This window comes from Oribacterium sp. KHPX15, assembly GCF_900107835.1.
Taxonomy (GTDB): Bacteria; Bacillota; Clostridia; order Lachnospirales; family Lachnospiraceae; genus Oribacterium.
In genome coordinates, this window is sequence record NZ_FNRG01000011.1 from 1 (window position 1) to 21,029 (window position 21,029).

A 21,029-nucleotide genomic window follows, 5' to 3' on the forward strand; every position below is an offset into this window, starting at 1 on the left:
GTAACAAAGCCGGAACTAAAGGCAAGGATCAAAGAACTGGAAAAACGCCTGATGTTTATAGACAATTATCTTATAGAAAAAGGCCTCTATGATGAGGCCTTGGAGTATGTCGAAGAAGCGATTGTAGCATACGAGGAGTTACCGTTTGAGTAAACTGTGAGGGCGTGTAGTCGTAAAATTTCTGGAAGTTAACACTGAAATTGTAATACATGAGGCCCCCATGCTTTAGTGTAACCGTTACACTAATTATATCATGGTTTCAGAAGCAAAACAACCCAAAAATGCACGAAATTACGCCATTTTCGAGTGGTTACACCTGTTTTAGTGTACCTCGAAGGCAAAGTTCACAATAAAATTTTTATAAACATACGTGCTGAGGCATTGACAAGGAATTTCTTTTGGAGTATGATTCATAAAATTGAATATCAAAGTAAAATCGCTAATCAAGAATTAATAATAACCAATGTTGAGAGTGGAAATTAGAGACGCTTGTTGACTTAGTGTGAAAATTGCACCAAATGACCTGATGTGTTAATGTGAAATTGCATGATAGTTTTAAAAGAAGTGCTCTATATGGTAAGAGGCTCAATTTGGAGTTGGATATAAACAATGATTTAAGGAGACGACAAATATGTGTCAGATAGCAGTAGATATTCCTAATGAGGTGTTGTATGACACCAAGATGAGTAAAGGTGATGCTTCAGCATTTGCAAGGCAGGCAGTGGCAATCCGTTATTATGTCAAAAACGGAGTTTCATTAGGATATTGTGCACAAATTGCAGGGATGGATAAGGAAGAGTTTATTCGTTTGCTGGGTGATAATGGGATATCCATATTTCATTTTGATGATAAAAATGAATTTATGGAGGAATTAAACAATGCGTAAAGTTGTTTCAAATACAACGCCCTTGATTGCATTGGCCGATATAGGTCAACTTGAGTTGCTCCATAAACTATATGGTGAGATTTATATTCCGGAAGCTGTTTTGAATGAAATAAAAACCGAACCTGCTAAGACTGCTGTCATGAGCAGTTCTTGGATTAAGGTAAAGACAATAGAAAATACTGAGGATAAAAAGTTGTTTCGTGCTAAACTTCACGTTGGTGAAGTAGAGGTGATGATTCTTGCAGAAGAGATGAAGGCTGATCTTCTGATAATGGATGATAATGCAGCCAAGAAAACAGCGAAATTCCTTGGAATGACAGTTACGGGTACACTTGGAGTGTTGATAAAAGCTAAAAGAGAAGGCTATATAGAGGCGATTAAGCCGGCAATGGAAGCATTGATAGCTGATGGCCTGTTTATCAGTGAGCAGGTTTGGAATTATGTTCTTGAAGAAGCAGGTGAATAGGATTCCATCGAAAGTAAAAGATATGAACCCCATGGAATGGTTATTGGAGATTATTTCATGATTATAGACAGGAGACCCAGTTATGACTATAAGTGAAAGGATATTCGAGAGATTAAAGCAGCTTAATATGACACAGCGGGAATTTGCAGAGAAAGCCGGTATACAACAGAGCACTATCAGTGAATGGAAGAAGAACAAAACGAATCCGTCATCTGACAAGATACTTGCTATATGTAAAGCTCTGGATGTATCGCCTGAGTGGCTTCTGTCAGGGGTTGATCCTGCCGAGAACCGTGGAAAAAACCAGCAATACTATACAGTGGAATTAAGTACAGATAGTGGGATTCTTGTCACTGAGTTTAACCAACTGGAAAAATCTCAAAGAGACAGAATACTGGGATATGTAGCAGCGTTTACTGCAATGAATAAGGATAAGAAATAAGGAATCGTACGTCGATGGTTTTTAGCGTCGGCGTATTATTTAAAGATCAAGATTCAGAAAATTGAATAATGATGTAAATGCACGAATTTGAATTTGAGAAAAATTCCAAACGAAATTAAGGATAGTAAGAAAAGTGGCAAGAAAGAAAAGGATATGGTATCCGGGAGCAGTATATCATGTGATGAGCCGAGGGAACAGAAGATCCAGTATTTTCAAAGAAGAATGGGATTATCAGATGTTCATTGTGTGCCTTAAGAGTGTTAAAGAACTGTATGATTTCAAGATATATTCAATATGCCTGATGACAAACCATTTTCATATGGTAGTTGGAACAGGCGATACGGAAATATGGAAGATAATGCACAAACTGCTTTTATCATATGCAGCCTCTTACAATATGAAATACAAGCTTACCGGGCATCTCTTTGAAAATAGATATATAGGACAGCTTATAGAAAATGAAACCTACTTACTTGAGGCGAGCAGATACATACATCTTAATCCGGTAAAGGCGCAGATGGTCCGTGAACCATTGTCATATAAATATAGCAGCTATGCGGATTTTGTGTCGGTTAGAGATAATAAAAGCGGTAACGGATCTGTTTTTCGTGAACTGACAGATACGTCAAGAGTATTGGGATGTTTTCGAAATAATCCTGCTGAACAGTACCGCATGTTCGTAGAGGGGAAGATATCCCATGCAGAGCAGGAAATGCTGATACAGAAGGACATGAAGGAAGATGACATGTGGCTTCCATGGTGAGGGATGTCATCATCCAAAAGATAGATATGCCTGAAAAATGAGAAAGGAATAATAACAAAGAAGGAACTTAAAAATGGCAATAGTAGTAAAGAGTATGGCAACCTCCGGCGTTGACGGTTTTATGGTGGAGATAGAGGCGAGCACCATAAGAGGTCAGCAGCAGGGGATGTTCATAATAGGCCTTCCTGACCAGGCAATAAAAGAGGCAGGGGAAAGGATACAGGCGGCAATAGAGTCCTGTGGGTATGACATACCAAAGGATAAGGTGATCATAAGCCTGGCACCCGGTGATAAAAAGAAGAGAGGATCACATTTTGACCTTGGGATGATCATTGCACTTTTGTATCAGACGGACCAGATAGCACCGAAGAATCTTAACGAGTATGCATTCATTGGTGAGCTCTCCCTTGACGGTAGGATAAGGCCCTGCACCGGAGTCCTTTCTATGATAACAGAAGCAAGAAAATGCGGTGTAAGGTCAGTCATTGTTCCTTATGGGAACAGACAGGAAGCAGAATCTGTGTCCGGGATCAATATCTATCCTGTAAGCACCCTTTCGGATACAGTAAAGCTTTTGGAGAGTGGAGTGCTCATGGATCCCGGGGCAAGTGATAAGGATTCATCCGGGGGAATGGAAGGATCAAACAGAGATGCATCAAACCTGACTGATACAGAATCTGCCGGGACAGGCATGGATTTTTCTGACGTTAAAGGGCAGGATGAACTCATTGAGGCGATCATGCTTGGTGCTGCGGGAGGTCATAACATTCTGATGATAGGTGAGCCCGGCTGCGGAAAGACCATGATAGCCCAGCGGATCCCCACCATCCTTCCGAGGATGACAGAGAAGGAGTCGTTGGAAGTGACAAAGATTCACAGCATTTCCGGTTTGCTGGATGCAGGGGAGGGACTCATTAAAATGCGGCCCTTCCGTGCACCCCATCATAATGTCTCGCTCAATGCCCTGATCGGTGGCGGAAGCTATGCACAGCCCGGTGAGGTGTCACTTTCACATAATGGTGTCCTGTTTCTTGATGAACTTGCAGAGTTTTCACGAAGCACTCTTGATGCCCTGCGACAGCCCATGGAGGATAAGCGGGTCACGATTTCCAGAGTGAACGGAACGAACTCATATCCAGCCAACTTCATGTTTGTTGCAGCCATGAATCCCTGCCCCTGTGGATACTATCCTTCAAAGAAGTGCCGGTGTACGGATTATGAGATAATCCACTACCGTGGCAAGATCTCCGGACCGATCCTTGAAAGGATAGATATACAGAAGAGTGTTGCCCACGTAGATTACTTTGATCTTGAAAGTCAAAAGAGTAGTTTTACATCAGAACAGTTAAGGGAAAAGGTCGAGAAAGCAAGGAAGATACAACAGGAGAGATTCAGGAATGATGATCAGGTGAACTGCAATGCCCAGATGACCACCACCATGATCCAAAAGTATTGCAAGCTTGATGCGGAGTGCACAGGGATCCTGAAGAGGGCAAGTGAGAAATTCGGCTACAGTGCCAGAGTCATACATAAGCTCTTGAGACTTGCCAGGACATCGGCAGATCTTGACGGATCAGAAAATATAAGAAGGGAAGACATAGTACGGGTACTTGGATGCCGCGACCTCGACGTATCCAGCAACCAGATGTATGCCATAGCGTAGGATATGAAGGAAGTGGATAAAGAAAAAACAGTAAAATACATAATGCTCACAGTAATGGAAGGGTTAGGACCGGTATTTGACAACTCTATTATAAATATATGTGGCGATATCACCGCCTGCTTTTCAATGTCGGATGAAGATATCCTTCAGTGCGCGGCGAAAAGCATTATTCCGAAAAGAAAGGTGAAAGCATTTCTCGATCAAAGGAATGACCGCTTTATCCGGGATTCTGCAGAGGAAATACTTTCAAGAGCAGATGCCGCCGGTATAGATATAGTGGCATATGAAGATATCCGGTATCCCGAACGCTTCAAAGGCTTAGCGGATATTCCTGTACTCCTGTATGTCAAAGGCAAACTCCGGATAAATGAATACGCAGATTCTGTCGGCATAGTCGGCGCCAGAAGATGTACTCAGGAAGGAAAAGAAAAATCCATCATCACAGCCGAAAAAGCAGTAAAGGATAACTCGGCAGTAATCAGCGGTATGGCAAAAGGCATTGACTCCTACGCCCACACCGCAGCCATAATGGGAAACGGCTACACCATAGCAGTACTCGGCAGCGGCCCGGACATATGCTATCCGAAAGAACATGAAAAACTCTACGAAAAGATCATCAAAACCGGCTGTGTCCTTTCGGAATATCCCCCTGGAACTACACCCAAAAACTTTTATTTCCCCATGCGTAACCGCCTGATAGCGGCGCTGTCAGATAAGCTGTTTGTAATAGATGTAGGCAGAAACAGTGGAACGAGAACCACGATAGAAAGCGGAGAGAGGTATGGGAGGGAGATAGAGCTGATGGCGGGGATATAGGATAAATTAATGAGCCGACTATCACCTGTGAAAAGATGTATTGACGCACGTAATAATACGTAATAATATACGTATATAAGGTACAGAAAGGAAGGAAAACAGTGAAAACATCGGAGCTGATAAAAATATTAAAATCGGCGGGATGTAAGCTTGTAGAACATGGTAAGGAACATGACAAATGGTTTAGTCCGGTAAGTGGAAACTATTTCAGAGTTCCAAGGCATGGAGCAAAAGAGCTGGCTACGGGAACCGTAAACGCGATTTTAAAACAGGCGGGGCTTGAGTAAAACCTTTGCTTGAATAAGTTCTGAACATTGTGTTTCCTATTATCATGAGAGGTGCGAAGTATGGCAAAATATGTATATCCGGCAATATTTACAAAAGAGGAAAACGGTCTATATTCAGTGGACTTCCCGGATATTAAGGGATGCGTGACTTGTGGTGATGATTTAGCGGATGCGCTTTATATGGCGCAGGATGTTCTCGCTTTTACGCTTTATGATTACGAACGGGATAATAAAAAAGTGCCGGTGCCTTCAGATCCCGATAGTATAGAAGTGCCAAATGGTTCGTTTGTTAATTGCGTTCTTTGCGATACATTGGAATATCAAAAAAGAAATAATAATAAAGCTGTGAAAAAAACACTTTCTATTCCGGAGTGGCTTAATGAATTAGCTATCAATGCAGGAGTTAATTTTTCTCAGGTATTACAGGATGCGCTTAAATCCCAATTGAATGTAGAATGAGTAATTTGAAGTGAAGACGGGAGATGATTTAATTTTTCCAAATGATTAACTCGCGAAATAAATATTGAAAAAACCGCGGATCTGTATGTCTAAAAAAGGCTGATCTTGGGCGTGCAGTTCCGTGGGATTCACAACATAGGTTGGATTGAAATGACATTAGAATGATTTTGAGGTTATTATGATAAGGCATTAACCTTATGCAAATATGAAATATAAATGATAGTGAATATTTATGAGAGTAAGCGGAGTGTTAGCAAATGGCCAGACCTAAGAAACGACCACATTATGATCCGGATAAGATTATGAAGAATCTGTTGGATGCGGTATCTGAATCATATGATGAAATCGGGGAGCTGAAACAGACGGCAGCTGAATTTGATATGTCACCTCTGAAGATCCGAAAGCTGCTTATTACATCCGGAGCATACAGTAATGAAATATCAAAAGTAGTAAACGATCTGCGTGCTGCCGGGAAGAGTATAGCGGAGATTCAGGAGCTTACGGGCCTTAAAAAATCATCTGTAAACGGATATCTGCCGTATACGAAGTCGATATATAAGTCGGAAGAACTGTCGATGAATGCGGAGCGAATCAATATATATCGTAGAAGGCAGCAGGCGGTAAGGAATCTGATGGAGCGCATGAACGAAAGTGCTCTTTGGGATGCGGTTGTGGCGTTCCAAAAGTATCCTTTCCGTACAGTAATAGGACTGCCTTTTACCTATGAGTTAACGAAAGGCCGGAATGGTGATTATAACAGAGAACTGATTATAGACAGTAGAAGCGAGAGTAAGACGATTGTTTGGAGTTCTGTGATGCTGGCGTTTGAAAAAGCAGTTGAATTACAGAGCGAGATTGTTTTGCGAGCAAAGGCACTGGGGGATATCAGGGGTGTGTCGTATATTTGCCCGATGCTGTATCGGTTTGGGGTTATAGAAGTGCCGGAGGAAGATGCTGGGAAGATGGATATTAAGAGACCATTGCAGAAGAAAGAATAAAGGGGCGTCAAAAACTGTGACCGGAATAAAACGGGCACAGTTTTTATGTTATAATCAAAAGTGATGAATAATTGTTGACAGGGTTCATGTGGAGGGATATTTGAGCGATGAAAAAGTTTAATACAACAGCGATATGTATACCATCAAAGCATTATATGGTAGATCTCTCCGAGAGGGTGAGGGAAATAAAAAGGCTTGTAGATGATGGTAAGTATTTTACAATCAACCGGGCGAGACAATATGGGAAAACGACAACTATAAAAGCTCTGACGGAATATCTGAAACTAGACTATGACGTGCTTAGCCTTGATTTTCAGAAGATAAGTGCTGCAAGCTTTAGGACTGAAGAAAAATTTGTACAGGCTTTTTGCCGTCAGATAATGGCACGCGGAAAGAGTCTTCCAATTCCCGGAGCATTAAAAGCGGAATTACAAGAATATATTTCCAGAAAAGAGAATAAAGCGGTGCTTGATGAGTTATTCTCTTCTCTGACAGAGTGGTGCGAAGGATCCGAAAAGCCTGTGGTGTTGATTATAGATGAAGTGGATACAGCAACCAACAATCAGGTATTTCTTGATTTTCTTGCACAGTTAAGAGCGGATTATCTGGAACGGGAAGATGATCCGGAAAAGAAAACATTTCAATCAGTCATTCTTGCCGGAGTGACGGATGTGAAACACATAAGATCAAAGATTAGACCGGAGGATGAACATAAGGAAAATAGTCCGTGGAATATAGCAGCCGATTTTACGATAGATATGAGTTTGTCTGAAAACGGTATAAAGGGGATGCTTGATGAGTATGAAGCAGACCATCATACCGGGATGGATACAGCGGTCATGGCCAAAAGTATCAGAGACTATACAAATGGTTATCCTTTTCTTGTGAGCAGAATTTGTCAACTGCTGGATGAAGAGGTCAGCAAAACAATGAGCCTGTCTGACGCGTGGACAGAGAGTGGCATAGATGAAGCTGTCAAGCTTCTTCTTGCAGAAAATAATACACTATTTCAGACACTGACCAAGAACCTGAATAACTATCCGTATCTGAAAGCTTCTATCAGAGGCATACTGATGGAGGGGACCAGGCTTACATGGAATCCGGATCAGGAAGATATCGTGCAGATGCAGATGTATGGCCTGATCCGGAATGACCATAACACAGTGAGAATTGCTAATCGAATATTTGAAACAAGGCTATATAACCTTTTCCTTTCAGATGAGGAACTAAAAAGAAATGTTTTCTCTCGAGAGGGTGAACTTGCAAAGAATCAGTTCGTCACAGAGGGTAGACTTAACATGCGCCTGATATTGGAAAAGTTCATTAAGACGTACACTGAAATATGCGGACCTTTGGTGGAGCGCTTCAAAGAGAAAGATGGCAGAGAACAGTTTCTGTTATATCTGAAACCGATTATAAATGGAACCGGAAACTACTATATCGAAGCACAGACCAGAGACCAGACAAGAACAGATGTGATCGTCGATTACCTGGGGAAGCAGTACATCATAGAACTTAAGATATGGCGCGGGGAAAGGTATAATGCAGAAGGTGAAAAGCAGATCAGTGAATATCTGGATTATTGGAATCTGAATACCGGCTATATGCTTAGTTTTAATTTTAACAAAAATAAAGAACAGGGAGTAAAGAGGGTAGAGATCGGAGATAAAGTTCTGTTTGAAGGAACGGTATGATGGCGTAGCAGGCAGTGGTGGGACGTTGGGGTCAGGTACCATTAAACATATGATTACTTTGGGTGGACCCATACCATAATCAGTTCCCCTTACAGGACGCTTAAGATATTCGGAAGCATGGACAAATAAATAGGTGGTTTCTGTGCTTTACAGAACCTTAATATCACGTAGCCATATATTTACGTTTATAGAGGATAGCAAATGATTATACATCCGATACCTCCTTTGTACGATGAAAACTCGAAAGTGCTTATTCTCGGCAGCTTTCCCTCAGTTAAATCACGAGAGGCACAGTTTTTTTACGGGCATCCACAAAACAGATTTTGGAAGGTCATGGCCGCTGTTTTTCATGAAAGAGTACCTGATACAGTTTCTGAAAAACGTGATTTTCTTTTGAGGAATCATGTTGCTCTGTGGGATGTTATTCATTCCTGTGAGATTGTAGGCTCATCGGATTCAAGTATAAAGAATGTTATGCCAAATGATCTTAGTATCATACTTGATGCATCACATATTGAAAGAGTGTTTGTGAATGGTAAGACTGCAGAAAAGTATTATAAGAAATATATAGAAAAGACTCTTGGAATCAAAGCTTTTTGCCTGCCCTCAACAAGCCCGGCCAATGCTTCGTGGAGCATTGACAGGTTGATTAATGTATGGAAAGTAACAAAGTGGGAGTAAGACACCCATGCGAAAGTATGAGTGTTAGGTTAAGAAAAATCAAGGATGTATGTATTATGCTCAAATGGAGAGAATTGTTCCGTTCTCATATTCTTGAAAGGGGCTGGGATTACGCCAAAGAAGGTAATGTCACAGACCTGGTAAAGACGGATGACAGTATTTCCGCAGTTGTCAAAGGAGGTGAACATTATAAAGTAAAAATCAGGTATTCAGGTTCTGAGATTACCGACGGATACTGTTCATGTCCATATGCCGCGAAGGGCGAATGGTGTAAACATATGGCAGCAGTACTATTCCTTGCGGAGTCAGGGAGTGCATCGGATAAATCATTTGGTGTACCTTATACGGCTGCTGAGTCACAAAGTATTGAAGAGATCATAAAATCTGCTGATCGCAAGGACATAGAAGAATTGCTTATTCATCTTGCAAATCAAGATGAACGAATGGAAAGTTTTATCCGTGCTAATCTGAGGTCAGGGAGTTCTTCAGACGTTAAACAGATAGAAAAGGAAATTGATGGAGTCTTTTACGCCTATGGCGATAGGACGGGATATATAGATTATTATAATGCTATGTCATTTGCATCTGATCTTGATAGTCTCATTAGAAACAGGATTGGTGCACTTATCGATGATGAGAGTTACATGGATGCTTTTAATGCCTCCATTTATGCATACACTAAGCTTGGAAATTGTGATATAGATGACGATGGAGAGATTGCATCGATTTCAAGCACGTGTTATGAGTTGTGGCAGAGCATAATAACCAGCTGTGATCCTAAGGACCGCGAATGTATTAAGGAGTGGTTTGAGGAACATTCAGACGATGGCACGGTTATCGACTATATGGAAGACATGCTGCAGGATTTTCTGAAGTATGAATTGGCATCAGAAGCAGAGCTCAAGGAAATAATAAAAGGACTTGAAGAAAAGATTGAGAGCAGCAGGGGACAGATACAGTGTCCGGGGATTTTTACTTCTTATTATGGTTACAGTATTGATGCGATTGAACTTCGTAATATATTTGCAAGGCGAATAGGAATAACTGAGGAAGAAATTGATAAGTACATGCGAAGGTACATGAGTTTCAGATCGGTACGAGACTATTTTATAAAAAAGGCCACGGAGCAGAACAATACGGATGAAGAAATCAAAATCCTTACACTTGGAAAGGAATTTGAAAAGGATTCTGCTTATACTATGCATTCATATTCAAAACGTCTCATTGAACTATATGTTCGAAATAAAGATAAAGTGGCCGAGAAGTTAGAAAGGAAAGCGGATCTTTTGATTAATCAGGGAGCACCTTTGGAGGACTACAGGGCATATCGGGCTATGTGTAACGATGAGGAGTGGCTGGAAGAAAGATTAAAGATAATAGAATCACGTAATAATGTTGACAAAAGATGTGAACTTCTTGCTGAGGAGAAGATGTATGACAAGCTGTTTGATACGATTTGGGAACAGAAGGATAAGCTGGGGTTGATGAATAAATATGGCTTCGCTTTGGAAGGTGATTATTCAGAGCATATTTTGGATTTTTATGCTGAATTTGTTTCCGGATTGGCAGAGTCTGCATGCAATCGCTCGCGGTATGATGAACTGAATAGATATCTGATGCGTATGTCACAGTACCCGGGCGGGGAGGAACGGGTAAGACGGTTGGCATTGGAGTGGATAGACAAGTATCCTACGAGGAAAGTTATGGTGAAGATGCTTCAGGGATACCGGAGACATTGTCATAAACAAATCGAAGACTCTGCCTCAGATTGAAGGCAGAGATCCTGAGTGCATTCGACATTGAGGTGAGTCATGTAAAGTATAAAGTTGCATATATAAATGATGCACTGAAGGGGGCATAAGATGGCGCGTACAGTCAACAAGGATACGTAATTTTTGAAAAATCTAATACATTTTTATATTCCAAAATGATGATATATAATCATTATAGCTTTCCAAAATGTTGATTAGAATATATAATTGTATCATCTATTTATGATGGAGTATGAATCATGTTGAGAAGAAAGATTTTTACACAGCTTAGATCATGGGCAGAAAATAAAGAAAAAAAATGCCTTGTACTCCAGGGCGCCAGGCAAACCGGAAAAACTTATGCCATAGAACGGTTTGCAGAGTCACATTACGGAGAAATCGTTGAAATCAATTTCAAAGAAACACCGTCTGCGTCAGATATATTTTCCGGAGACCTTACAGTGGATAATATGGTCATGGCCTTGCGTTTCCGGTTCCCGGATAAAAAAATAGATCCGGAAAAGACCCTGATCTTCCTTGATGAGATACAGGAGTGCCAGGAAGCCATCACTTCCTTAAAGTTCTGGGCTACAGATAACAGATATGATGTGATCGCATCCGGTTCCCTTTTAGGGATCGATTATAAAAGGGCATCTTCCTATCCGGTAGGATATGTTGATTATCTCAACATGTACGGCCTGGATTTTGAGGAATTCCTTTGGGGTATCGGTATCTCTGACGATATGATAAAAACGCTCCGGGGATATATTGATTCAAAGAAACCGGTTCCTGATCCGATCCATAAAAAAATGATGGAATATTACAGACTGTATATCGCAACCGGAGGAATGCCGGAGGTGGTCCAGAAATATTTTGACACCAGGGATTTCAGAGATGTAGACCGTGTTCAGAGAAACCTGCTCCGGGGCTATCAGTATGATATCGCCCATTATGCGACTGCGGAAGAAAAGGTCAAGGCCGAGAAATGCTATCTGACTCTGTCAAAACAGCTGCTTGATAAAGAAAACCACAAATTCCAGTACAAAGAGATCGAGCATGGAGCCAGGGCACAAAAATATTATTCGAGTATCGAATGGCTGCTCAGGGCTGATATCATCCACTTATGCAGGATCGTGACTGATGTGAGATATGATCTTGCCGATTATGCCCGGGATGATTTCTTCAGGGCATATACAACGGATCTGTCCCTGCTCATTGCCATGAAGGATTTCTCGCTGAAACAGCATATCGTAGAGAATACCCTTGACGGGAATACGAAGGGCGGGATATATGAGTGTGCCATAGCTGATGCGCTGCACAAAAAGGGATACCCTTTATACTTCTACAAAAATGAAACCACTAAGAAGGAACTGGATTTCATCATCCAGGTCGATGGGAAGGTTGTGCCCATAGAGGTGAAGAGCGGAAAAGAAAGGGCAACCTCACTGATATCAGCAATGAAGAAGAACCGGAACATATCCTATGCATATAAATTTATTGATGGGAATATCGGTGTAAGCGAAGACGGGATCATCACCCTGCCGCTCTATATGGCTACATTCATATGATGAAAAGATGCATCGGCTTCTTCTGATGATAAATCAAATGTTGGAGCCGGAACTTTTGATCATGAGTTTTTGAGGAAATTGAGTTTTCGGAAAGGAGATGTGACTATGTCTGAAAACAACATTGTAACTGATGGCAATGAACCTGGCAGAAAAGCTGAGATGAACACCAAAGCGATGTATAGGCTTTCCTACGGGCTGTTCGTATGTACGGTGAAGAATGGCAAAAAGACCAATGGCTGTATCATCAATACTGCGATTCAGGTGGCATCTTCGCCTAACCGGATTTCAATTGCGGTAAACAAGGCAAATTATACCCATGACATGCTGAAAGAAACAGGCCGCTGCAATGTTTCTGTCATAAGTACAGAAGCGGAGTTCGAGCTTTTCAAGCACTTCGGTTTTCAATCCGGAAGAGACGTTGATAAGTTTGACGAGAGCTTAAATGCTAAGGATTACAGGATTGCGGAAAATGATATTCCTTATATAACAAAGGGAACCAATGCTTACTTCTCATTGGAAGTGAAAGAATCCGTGGATCTGGGCTCCCATACCTTGTTTATATGTGAACCGGTCATGATGGAGGTGCTGTCGGATGCTGCTTCCTGCACCTATGAGTATTATCAGAAGAACATCAAACCAAAGCCCCAGCCTGTTGGAAAAACAGCAACAGGGAAGACTGTATGGAGATGTACCATCTGCGGATACGAATGGGAAGGGGAAGAGCTACCGGATGATTTCATTTGTCCGATATGCAAGCATCCTAAAGCGGATTTTGAAAAGATAACAAGATGATGAGCAGCATAACATTCACAGACGCGCAGCCAAAATGAGGAAAGACACAATTGGCCACATTGACTTTACGGTATTTGCGGTATATACTATAAAGTAAAAAGGAGGTGTTGTCTATGGCAGTCAAAGCGATGAATTTCAAAATGGATGAGATTGATATAAATGAGATGAAACAGGTAGCCTCTGTTTATCACATGACAGTAACAGATGTGATAAAGGAGGCAGTACGGGAATATGTCGGCAAAATGAAGCAGGATCCGTTCTATAAATTAACTGCCAACGTACAGGAAGCGGACATAGAGGAAAGCACTGAGATTCTTGATGAAATAGAGAGCCTGTCGGACGATGACCTTTCCATCTCTTCCGTTGAACAGGTAAGGGTGTAAGGGGATTTATGGCTAAGAACAGCAGTTTTACATATGAGATTCAATATACAAAAGCCGCCGATAAATTCTTCAAAACACATGAAGCCGTAAGGACGGAGTATAAGGAAGCCCTTAAGGAGCTCCTGGTCGGAGAACATCCTGAGAAAGTCGATGTAAAAAGGATCAAAGGCAAGAAAAATGATTATTACAGGATAAGACTCGGTGCTTGCCGGGTCATTTATACCGTTATAAACGGAAAAGTTGTGGTTATCAAAACGATTCTTGCCGGGGCAAGGGGAGATGTTTACAAGAAGATGGATGGCTTAAAATAGTCCATAACTGCAATTAAATAGCACATGTAAATAAAAGACGCCTCTTTCAGTCAATTGATGCTGAAAGGGGCGTTAATCTTTTGCTTGCGGGAAACTGACGATGCCGTCCGGACCGCATTCCAGGACATTGGTACCTGTCACCAATGGTAGGTAGTTTCTGCTGCTTATCACATCAGGTAGCCGTCGGCGAGGATACAATGGATGTTGCGATAGGGCGAACGATATTTATCATGAAGATAATTGACAAAACAGATTAAAATATATATCTTTAAATCAGAAGTACTTATGGAGAGCAGAAGTAAATGATAGCAGAATGGCATGACAAAGAAGCCGAAAAAATATGGAATATGAAATTCTCTGCAAAGCTGCCTCATGATATTCAAAAGACAGCGAGAAGAAAGCTTGTGATGGTTCATTCGGCTGTAAGTATCAATGATTTGAGAGTGCCTCCGTCCAATCATCTTGAAGAATTAAAAGGTGATCGAGAGGGACAGTATAGTATTAGAATTAATGATCAATATCGAATATGTTTTTATTGGAATAATGGAAATGTGATCATTCAAGAAATAGGTGATTATCACTAAGGAGGTGACTTACATGATGGATTTAGAGCCTATATCACCGGGAGAAGTATTACAGGAAGAGTTTCTGGGACCAATGAATGTAACAGCATATAGACTTGCCAAGGAGATACACATTCCTCAGTCAAGAATCAGTGATATTATAGCCGGAAAGAGAGGAATTACAGCAGACACTGCTATAAGATTTGCAATATACTTTGGAACTACTCCACAGTTCTGGCTAAACATTCAAAATCAGTATGATCTGGATATGCTTAAGTTATCAGGTAAGATTGTTGATATGTCCGATATCAGACCTTACAATCTGATGCAAGGATAAATAGGATATTTGCCCCGACACGCAACGAGCATCCGTAAGGGCGGGGGTCAGACCCCCCTTACAAAATCCTTAAGGGTAATCATGGTGATAAAAGATGCGTAATAAAACATTCTTCATAATATTTACGGCAATCGTTTTAAGTGCTGTTTTATCCTGCGCTTCTTGCGTTAAAAAATCTATAGACGGAAAAAACGAAGCAGAAACAAAAACAGAGACAGCTTCCGGAATTTCAGCAGACGTAAAAGATGATACAAAAGATGCTGAGGGAAGCTTCTGTTTGCTTGTTTATATGATAGGCTCCGATCTGGAAAACTTTGATGGTGCCGCAAGTAATGATATACAGGAAATGCTGGAAGCAGCATCGGGTGACAATCTGAACATTGTGATACAGACCGGCGGCTCAAAAAGCTGGCATCTCAAAGAAATTGAGAATGACGGGGTAGGCAGGTACAGAATAAAAGATGGAAAGTTAGAGACCATTGAACTGCTGGATGATGTGAAAATGTCAGAGGCCGAAACATTGGCTGACTTTATCACCTGGGCAGGAAAATGCTATCCGGCCGACAGGTACGGAATGGTGCTTTGGAATCATGGCGGAGGTACACTGATCGGTTACGGTCTTGATGAATACTACCCTGATGAAACTATGAGCATAGGAGAGATTCACGAGGCACTTTCGAAGAGCGGACTGCATTTTGATTTTATCGGCTTTGATGCGTGTCTGATGTGTACGGTCGAAACAGCTGTGGCCCTCTCCGGACATGCCGATTACATGATGGCATCTGAGGAAACGGAGCCATCCACAGGCTGGTATTACACGGAATGGATAAAGAAGATTTCCGATGATCCGGGAATGTCAATCCCGGAACTTGCGGGAACCATAATCGACAGCTTTGTCTCCGGTCCTGATTACAACAAATATGATTTTTATACGTTGTCCCTCATAGATCTGAAAAAAACCGGGGACCTTTACCTTGCGTTAGGCGAATATTTTAAAGAAGAGGAGGCAATCTTCAACGAGCAATTCCGGAATGCTTTAACAGCAAGAACACATACAAAAAGCTTCGGAAACGATGGATACGAGCAGATAGACCTCTTTGATTACCTGGAGTCTTCCGAAGAAGAAACACAAAGCGGCAGGGCACAGAAGGTACTTGAAAAAGCTAGAGAAGCGGTCTGCTATTATCGGGGAACTGTGGCCGGCTCAAACGGTATAGCGATATATTATCCTTATTTATATCCTAAAAAGTTTGATCAGGTTATGGAAATGCTTTATTCGCTTGATTACGATGAAAGCTATTTTGATTTTTACAGGCATTTTCTGAACGTTCTGGTAAAAACCGGGCTCAACGTATCAGAGACAGGTGGCGGAGAGGAAAAATCCGTATCGAGTGTAAAGAAAATAAAAGACATTACCGTTGACATGAAAATCAGCGAGGAAGACCTTCTGAAAACAAGCTGGTACGACCCTGACACCGTGATTCCCGAAGACCTGCTCGTGCCTGATGTCAACTTTTTCAAGCTGATAAAAAAAGGAAAACCCGGACTGCGTCTTCCCGAAGAGCAACGTGAGCTGATAACCGATATATGGGTTGATTACTGGCTTGATACGGGTGATGGATGGCTGCTGGATTACGGAACCTGGAATCTTAGCGACTGGGACAGGGCAGGAGACAATACTCTTGATCATGACTGGGACAGGGACGGAGACATTACTCGTGGTCACGATTGGAACAGAAACGGAGACATTATTCCTGATTACGACGGAAAGTGGCTGGCTCTGAACGGTGAGATCGTTCCGTATTATTTAACCGGAGTTGTGCATGGCGAGACCTCCGGGGAGGATTACATCTGTGGGTATGTTCCGGCAATGCTGAAGGACAAAAACATTCTGATTCAGATAGTGCAGGATGCGGAAACGCCAGACGGGCGCATCGTCGGCTATAAATACAATTACAGAAATGCCGTTTCAAGATTCGACGAGGATCCAAAGATCAGCCCCAAGGGTCTGCATCAGTTTAAAGACGGCGACGAAATCAGGCCCTGTTATGCAAGATACACCAACGGGGACAGCATTGGCACAAACACCTTTGACTCCCTTGTCTATAGCGAGAATCCAATCATCTACAGCGAAGGTATCGAAGTAAGCTACGAATCATTTCACAGGACAGGCGGCAAAGATCATGTGTTGATGAATTTCCGTCTTAACGACATATACGGCAATACATACTATACTTCAGCAGTTGAAGCTCCGGATACTGGTGCCTCCGATGAAAATAGTGAAACCGGCACCCCTGCTGCTTTGTCCGGAGGCAGGGCGAACTCCGCCGGAAGTCAGCCGGCAGCCCCCGGAGTATATAATGCACTTATGCAGAGTAACGGAAACATTACCATGAACAATGATGATGCAGCCAACACTGCTGATGAACCGGTCAATGTTACGCCGACTGAAAATACCGACGAACAGACCAATCTTGCGCCGACTGATAATGATGGCGAACAGGATAATGCTAATGTGATCGACAATGCTGACGAGCAGAATGAAGAGGATGAAGTCGAAGCTGATGAGCAGAATGAAGAAGTCGACGCTGATGAGCAGAATGATGCGGATGAAGTCGATGCTGATGAACTGAATAATGAAGTTCAGGATGCCGGCGATAATAATGCTGCCAATAATGAAGTTCAGGATGCCGGCGATAATAATTCTGTCGGTACCGAAACAAATGCCGGTGCTGATAATGCTTCCAATACCAGGGCTGCTGCCGGTAATAATGAACAGACCTATAGCACACAGGAAAGCGGCGAATATTTACTGAATGAGAATCAGGATGTCGGTACTGTCAATAATGATTCAGGTATATGAATACCCATACGATAAATTACGATGCAATCAAGAGAAATGACATGTGTAGCCATACATTATGTTATACTATACCTATATAAACATTAAGTTCCGTGTATATACAGAAAGGAGATTGCACCATGTCAGATAACAAATGGAGATGCAGAGCCCAGGACCTGAAGGGCACAGAAACCGAAAAGAACCTCCAGGCCGCTTTCGCCGGAGAGTCAGAGGCCAGAAACAAGTACACCTTCTTCGCTTCCAAGGCAAAGAAGGAGGGTTATGTACAGATTTCCAATATTTTCGCCGAGACAGCAGCCAACGAGAAGGAGCATGCCGAAATCTGGTACAAGATATTGACCGGCATCGGAAGTACTGTTGACTGCCTCAAGGAAGCAGCAGACGGTGAGGGATACGAGTGGAAAGAGATGTATCCTTCATTTGCAAAGAAGGCAAGAGAAGAAGGCTTCGACGAAATAGCCGAGCTCTTCGAGGGTGTTGCCGCCATTGAAAAGGAACATGAAGAGAGATACAGAAAGCTCCTCAAGAACGTTGAAGACAAGCTTGTATTCTCCCGTGACGGCGACTGTGTATGGCAGTGCAGCAACTGCGGACATATAGTGATCGGAAAGGAAGCTCCGGAAGTTTGCCCTGTATGCAATCACCCGAAGGATTATTTCCAGTTGAAGGCAGAAAACTATTAAAGATATTTACAGACTACCGGCTCCGGTTCGATGAAGAACCACCGGTAGATCAAGGTATGACGATTTGCAGGAGGTAATGTAATGAAACTTGAGAATGTAAGCAATGTAGAAGGTCTTTTTAAAGTTCTTGACAGCTGTAAGGGCAAGATTGAGCTTGTCTCAGAGGAGGGTGATCGTATCAACCTTAAATCAAAGCTCTCTCAGATGATCCTGACAGCCAATCTGTTAAATACAGCAACTATCAAAGAGCTTGAGCTTCTGGTTTCGGATCCTGAAGATATGAAGAAGGTTATATCATTTATGATGCGCGGCGCTGCGGAATAAATACAGCAAAATCTCATTGCCTTTTTAAGTGCTTTATCATATTCTGATATTAGTGATATTCGTGATCCGGACTATGGTAAAAGGAGGAACTAGGACATGAAATTTTATAAGATTGATGACCAGATCGTGATTTCCGACAAGAGCTTATCCGTTGGTGAAGAGCTTGTGACCAATACAACTGATGCGGCTCAGGAAAAGCACGTTCCGGTTGTTGAGGTGGATGGAGATACGGTTTCTGTGTGTGTAGGTTCTGTTGAGCACCCTATGCTCGAGGCGCACTTCATCGGATGGATACTGCTGGAGACTGAGGCAGGATTCCAGATTCACTATCTCAAACCGGGTATGAAGCCTGAAGCAAAGTTCAAGGTTACAGAAAAAGTTGTGGCAGCTTATGAGTATTGCAATCTCCACGGTTTGTGGAAGGCAACTGTTTGATGAATCCGGGAGGTTAAGATATGATGTACGTTTGTAATGTTTGCGGTTTTATCTATGATGAAGAGAATGGAGACCCTGATAACGGAGTAGCAGCAGGAACAAAGTGGGAAGACGTTCCTGAGGACTATGTTTGTCCTTTATGTGGTGTAGGTAAGGATCAGTTCTCACCACAGTAAGAAGAGTTTCTGAGGCAGGTGCGGCGGCACCTGCCTTTTTTCTGCCCATAGATTTGCATAAGTCAAAAAGAGGCTGTATACTAACGTGATAAAAGATATAAGCCGCTGTATATGGTTTCCAAATATGATATACCGTTTCTGAAACCGGAATAAGTTACATATGGCGCTAACAAAACCAAGGACTGGACGAAGGGTAGTATGACAAGAAAAGAAAGATTCAAAAACAAAATAAAAGAGGTCTATACCCTCATAAGTCTGGTTATAGCATTCATTACAGCAGCGCTGATATGGTATTGGAATGTTGCCCCCGGCTGGGGCGAAGGCTTCTTTGGCTACAGAACCCTCACTTTGGTCGGTATAATGTTTGCCGTTGTATATTTCTTTTTCGCAAAGATGTACGACGCCCACAAGATCGGCCTTTACCGACTCCAGGAGCTGGCATTCTCGCAAATGCTTTCCTTCAGCATCGGTGACTTCTGTCTCTTCGTAGCAACCTTCTTCTGGTTCCACAACTTCAGCCGCATTAGCCTCCGGTTCTTCCTTCTCGGATTCGTCCTTCAGTTTACATCCATTGTCCTCGTGACCTTTGTCTGTAACCGCCTCTACGCAAGATTCGACGAGCCCCGAAAAATAATGATCGTATACGGTTCACAGGACTATCTCAGACTCCTGAAAAAGATGAAGGAGAAGAAATATCGTTACGAAATCCTGGGAACCTATGAGGATACGACGGATCCGGAGATCATATTTAAAACCCTCAGCAAATGCAAAGACATTTATCTCTGTGATGTTTCCAAGGAAGTAGAGAAGAGAGTGATGATTTTCTGCGACGCTCATCACAAAGACATGCATACGTCCATGGACATGTCAGACCTTCTGAAGCTGAGTCACGAGGTGTCCCACACTTTCGACACCCCTTACCTCAGAAACAGGAAAATGCCGGAGGCCTGGTACTATGCCGGAGTTAAGCGAACCGCCGACGTAATCATTGCCCTCCTCGGCATCCTGATTCTGTCCCCGGTCCTCATCATCACAAGCGTTCTCATCAAAGCCTATGACGGAGGTCCGGTGCTCTATAGCCAGAAGCGTCTCACCAAGGATGGCAGAGTTTTTGATATTTACAAGTTCAGAAGTATGAGGGTGGATTCCGAAAATGGCGTCGCCCGTCTCGCAAGCAAAAACGATGACAGAATCACTCCCGTGGGAAATGTCATCAGAAAGCTGAGAATCGACGAACTCCCACAGCTTTTCAACATCCTGAAGAACGATATGTCCGTCGTCGGTCCGCGCCCCGAGCGTCCCGAGATCGCCGAACAGTACGAAAAGGAAATACCCGAATTCGGCCTCAGACTCAAGGTCAAAGCCGGCCTCACCGGCTACGCTCAGGTCTACGGCAAATACAACACCACCCCCCTGGACAAACTGAAATTGGACCTGCTCTACATCTCCCAGAGGTCTGTCCTTTTTGACCTCCGTATCATCTTCTATACCCTGAAGATTGTCTTCATTCCCGAAAGCTCCGAAGGCGTCTCCGAGGATCAGGTCACAGCCCTTGAAAACAAGTAACAGTTCAGCCGGGATGCCTTATTTCCGCAGTGAACAAGGCGTTACATTGACCCATGTTCCGGTTACCTGCATTTGGGTCATCCTGAATGGCAGGTCACAATGACTCAATTTCATGTAATCAG

General features: G+C 42.5%; 24 protein-coding genes. All 24 read left to right on the top strand.

Annotated elements, in window-relative coordinates:
• Positions 1-631 precede the first annotated feature (631 nt).
• The 24 genes from BLV86_RS08285 (at position 632) to BLV86_RS08400 (ending at position 20,907) form a co-directional block, all read left to right on the top strand.
• On the top strand, positions 632-886 hold the full coding sequence (locus BLV86_RS08285; protein ID WP_090816230.1) for a UPF0175 family protein: 255 nt from the start codon (positions 632-634) through the stop codon (positions 884-886).
• Positions 879-1,352 (top strand): PIN domain-containing protein, encoded by a 474-nt coding sequence (locus BLV86_RS08290; protein WP_090816232.1) that lies wholly within the window; start codon positions 879-881, stop codon positions 1,350-1,352. The genes BLV86_RS08285 and BLV86_RS08290 overlap by 8 nt, the downstream gene beginning before the upstream one ends.
• Positions 1,353-1,434: 82 nt before the next feature.
• Positions 1,435-1,794, top strand: a complete 360-nt coding sequence (locus tag BLV86_RS08295) for a helix-turn-helix domain-containing protein (protein ID WP_090816234.1) — start codon at positions 1,435-1,437, stop codon at positions 1,792-1,794.
• Positions 1,795-1,927: 133 nt separating this feature from the next.
• A complete protein-coding gene (locus BLV86_RS08300) occupies positions 1,928-2,557 on the top strand; it encodes a transposase (protein ID WP_090816235.1) in 630 nt (209 codons plus the stop codon).
• 73 nt (positions 2,558-2,630) lie between these two features.
• Positions 2,631-4,220 carry a YifB family Mg chelatase-like AAA ATPase gene (locus BLV86_RS08305; protein WP_090816237.1) on the top strand — a complete coding sequence of 530 codons (1,590 nt, stop codon included), beginning with the start codon at positions 2,631-2,633 and terminating at the stop codon, positions 4,218-4,220.
• A gap of 12 nt (positions 4,221-4,232) precedes the next feature.
• The gene (locus BLV86_RS08310; RefSeq protein ID WP_175456483.1) at positions 4,233-5,036 is read left to right on the top strand and encodes a DNA-processing protein DprA; all 804 of its coding nucleotides are present in this window, start codon (positions 4,233-4,235) and stop codon (positions 5,034-5,036) included.
• A 101-nt stretch (positions 5,037-5,137) separates the two neighbouring features.
• Positions 5,138-5,323 (top strand): type II toxin-antitoxin system HicA family toxin, encoded by a 186-nt coding sequence (locus BLV86_RS08315; protein WP_090816241.1) that lies wholly within the window; start codon positions 5,138-5,140, stop codon positions 5,321-5,323.
• Positions 5,324-5,383: 60 nt separating this feature from the next.
• A complete protein-coding gene (locus BLV86_RS08320; protein WP_090816243.1) occupies positions 5,384-5,782 on the top strand; it encodes a type II toxin-antitoxin system HicB family antitoxin in 399 nt (132 codons plus the stop codon).
• 257 nt (positions 5,783-6,039) lie between these two features.
• Positions 6,040-6,780, top strand: coding sequence for a hypothetical protein (locus BLV86_RS08325; protein WP_090816245.1), 741 nt, complete (start codon positions 6,040-6,042; stop codon positions 6,778-6,780).
• Positions 6,781-6,887: 107 nt separating this feature from the next.
• Complete coding sequence (locus BLV86_RS08330) at positions 6,888-8,474, top strand: AAA-like domain-containing protein (RefSeq protein WP_090816247.1); 1,587 nt, start codon at positions 6,888-6,890, stop codon at positions 8,472-8,474.
• Between the two features lie 201 nt (positions 8,475-8,675).
• Entirely contained in the window at positions 8,676-9,155 is a 480-nt protein-coding gene (locus tag BLV86_RS08335; RefSeq protein ID WP_090816249.1) for a DNA-deoxyinosine glycosylase, read from the top strand.
• A 56-nt stretch (positions 9,156-9,211) separates the two neighbouring features.
• Complete coding sequence (locus BLV86_RS08340; protein ID WP_090816251.1) at positions 9,212-10,927, top strand: SWIM zinc finger family protein; 1,716 nt, start codon at positions 9,212-9,214, stop codon at positions 10,925-10,927.
• A 239-nt stretch (positions 10,928-11,166) separates the two neighbouring features.
• On the top strand, positions 11,167-12,474 hold the full coding sequence (locus BLV86_RS08345; RefSeq protein WP_090816253.1) for an ATP-binding protein: 1,308 nt from the start codon (positions 11,167-11,169) through the stop codon (positions 12,472-12,474).
• Positions 12,475-12,633: 159 nt separating this feature from the next.
• Entirely contained in the window at positions 12,634-13,266 is a 633-nt protein-coding gene (locus tag BLV86_RS08350; protein WP_090816323.1) for a flavin reductase family protein, read from the top strand.
• Between the two features lie 113 nt (positions 13,267-13,379).
• On the top strand, positions 13,380-13,649 hold the full coding sequence (locus tag BLV86_RS08355; RefSeq protein ID WP_090816255.1) for a hypothetical protein: 270 nt from the start codon (positions 13,380-13,382) through the stop codon (positions 13,647-13,649).
• A gap of 8 nt (positions 13,650-13,657) precedes the next feature.
• Positions 13,658-13,960 carry a type II toxin-antitoxin system RelE family toxin gene (locus BLV86_RS08360; RefSeq protein WP_090816257.1) on the top strand — a complete coding sequence of 101 codons (303 nt, stop codon included), beginning with the start codon at positions 13,658-13,660 and terminating at the stop codon, positions 13,958-13,960.
• 302 nt (positions 13,961-14,262) lie between these two features.
• The gene (locus tag BLV86_RS08365; protein WP_090816259.1) at positions 14,263-14,544 is read left to right on the top strand and encodes a type II toxin-antitoxin system RelE/ParE family toxin; all 282 of its coding nucleotides are present in this window, start codon (positions 14,263-14,265) and stop codon (positions 14,542-14,544) included.
• Between the two features lie 13 nt (positions 14,545-14,557).
• Positions 14,558-14,860, top strand: coding sequence for a HigA family addiction module antitoxin (locus BLV86_RS08370; RefSeq protein ID WP_090816261.1), 303 nt, complete (start codon positions 14,558-14,560; stop codon positions 14,858-14,860).
• A gap of 94 nt (positions 14,861-14,954) precedes the next feature.
• Positions 14,955-17,723 (top strand): clostripain-related cysteine peptidase, encoded by a 2,769-nt coding sequence (locus BLV86_RS08375; protein ID WP_090816263.1) that lies wholly within the window; start codon positions 14,955-14,957, stop codon positions 17,721-17,723.
• 119 nt (positions 17,724-17,842) lie between these two features.
• Positions 17,843-18,406: a rubrerythrin gene (rbr, locus tag BLV86_RS08380; RefSeq protein ID WP_031549026.1), complete on the top strand. Its 564-nt coding sequence runs from the start codon at positions 17,843-17,845 to the stop codon at positions 18,404-18,406.
• 81 nt (positions 18,407-18,487) lie between these two features.
• The gene (locus BLV86_RS08385) at positions 18,488-18,730 is read left to right on the top strand and encodes a hypothetical protein (protein WP_031549030.1); all 243 of its coding nucleotides are present in this window, start codon (positions 18,488-18,490) and stop codon (positions 18,728-18,730) included.
• 96 nt (positions 18,731-18,826) lie between these two features.
• On the top strand, positions 18,827-19,165 hold the full coding sequence (locus tag BLV86_RS08390) for a desulfoferrodoxin family protein (protein ID WP_090816265.1): 339 nt from the start codon (positions 18,827-18,829) through the stop codon (positions 19,163-19,165).
• Positions 19,166-19,185: 20 nt separating this feature from the next.
• Positions 19,186-19,341, top strand: a complete 156-nt coding sequence (gene rd / locus BLV86_RS08395) for a rubredoxin (RefSeq protein WP_029200277.1) — start codon at positions 19,186-19,188, stop codon at positions 19,339-19,341.
• Positions 19,342-19,539: 198 nt separating this feature from the next.
• On the top strand, positions 19,540-20,907 hold the full coding sequence (locus tag BLV86_RS08400; protein ID WP_090816267.1) for an exopolysaccharide biosynthesis polyprenyl glycosylphosphotransferase: 1,368 nt from the start codon (positions 19,540-19,542) through the stop codon (positions 20,905-20,907).
• Positions 20,908-21,029 lie beyond the last annotated feature (122 nt).

Coding starts and splice junctions, on each gene's coding strand:
- BLV86_RS08285 (WP_090816230.1), top strand. CDS start 632: ATGTGTCAGATAGCAGTAGATATTCCTAATGAGGTGTTGTATGACACC.
- BLV86_RS08290 (WP_090816232.1), top strand. CDS start 879: ATGCGTAAAGTTGTTTCAAATACAACGCCCTTGATTGCATTGGCCGAT.
- BLV86_RS08295 (WP_090816234.1), top strand. CDS start 1,435: ATGACTATAAGTGAAAGGATATTCGAGAGATTAAAGCAGCTTAATATG.
- BLV86_RS08305 (WP_090816237.1), top strand. CDS start 2,631: ATGGCAATAGTAGTAAAGAGTATGGCAACCTCCGGCGTTGACGGTTTT.
- BLV86_RS08320 (WP_090816243.1), top strand. CDS start 5,384: ATGGCAAAATATGTATATCCGGCAATATTTACAAAAGAGGAAAACGGT.
- BLV86_RS08325 (WP_090816245.1), top strand. CDS start 6,040: ATGGCCAGACCTAAGAAACGACCACATTATGATCCGGATAAGATTATG.
- BLV86_RS08330 (WP_090816247.1), top strand. CDS start 6,888: ATGAAAAAGTTTAATACAACAGCGATATGTATACCATCAAAGCATTAT.
- BLV86_RS08335 (WP_090816249.1), top strand. CDS start 8,676: ATGATTATACATCCGATACCTCCTTTGTACGATGAAAACTCGAAAGTG.
- BLV86_RS08340 (WP_090816251.1), top strand. CDS start 9,212: ATGCTCAAATGGAGAGAATTGTTCCGTTCTCATATTCTTGAAAGGGGC.
- BLV86_RS08345 (WP_090816253.1), top strand. CDS start 11,167: ATGTTGAGAAGAAAGATTTTTACACAGCTTAGATCATGGGCAGAAAAT.
- BLV86_RS08350 (WP_090816323.1), top strand. CDS start 12,634: ATGAACACCAAAGCGATGTATAGGCTTTCCTACGGGCTGTTCGTATGT.
- BLV86_RS08355 (WP_090816255.1), top strand. CDS start 13,380: ATGGCAGTCAAAGCGATGAATTTCAAAATGGATGAGATTGATATAAAT.
- BLV86_RS08360 (WP_090816257.1), top strand. CDS start 13,658: ATGGCTAAGAACAGCAGTTTTACATATGAGATTCAATATACAAAAGCC.
- BLV86_RS08365 (WP_090816259.1), top strand. CDS start 14,263: ATGATAGCAGAATGGCATGACAAAGAAGCCGAAAAAATATGGAATATG.
- BLV86_RS08370 (WP_090816261.1), top strand. CDS start 14,558: ATGATGGATTTAGAGCCTATATCACCGGGAGAAGTATTACAGGAAGAG.
- BLV86_RS08375 (WP_090816263.1), top strand. CDS start 14,955: ATGCGTAATAAAACATTCTTCATAATATTTACGGCAATCGTTTTAAGT.
- rbr (WP_031549026.1), top strand. CDS start 17,843: ATGTCAGATAACAAATGGAGATGCAGAGCCCAGGACCTGAAGGGCACA.
- BLV86_RS08385 (WP_031549030.1), top strand. CDS start 18,488: ATGAAACTTGAGAATGTAAGCAATGTAGAAGGTCTTTTTAAAGTTCTT.
- BLV86_RS08390 (WP_090816265.1), top strand. CDS start 18,827: ATGAAATTTTATAAGATTGATGACCAGATCGTGATTTCCGACAAGAGC.
- rd (WP_029200277.1), top strand. CDS start 19,186: ATGATGTACGTTTGTAATGTTTGCGGTTTTATCTATGATGAAGAGAAT.
- BLV86_RS08400 (WP_090816267.1), top strand. CDS start 19,540: ATGACAAGAAAAGAAAGATTCAAAAACAAAATAAAAGAGGTCTATACC.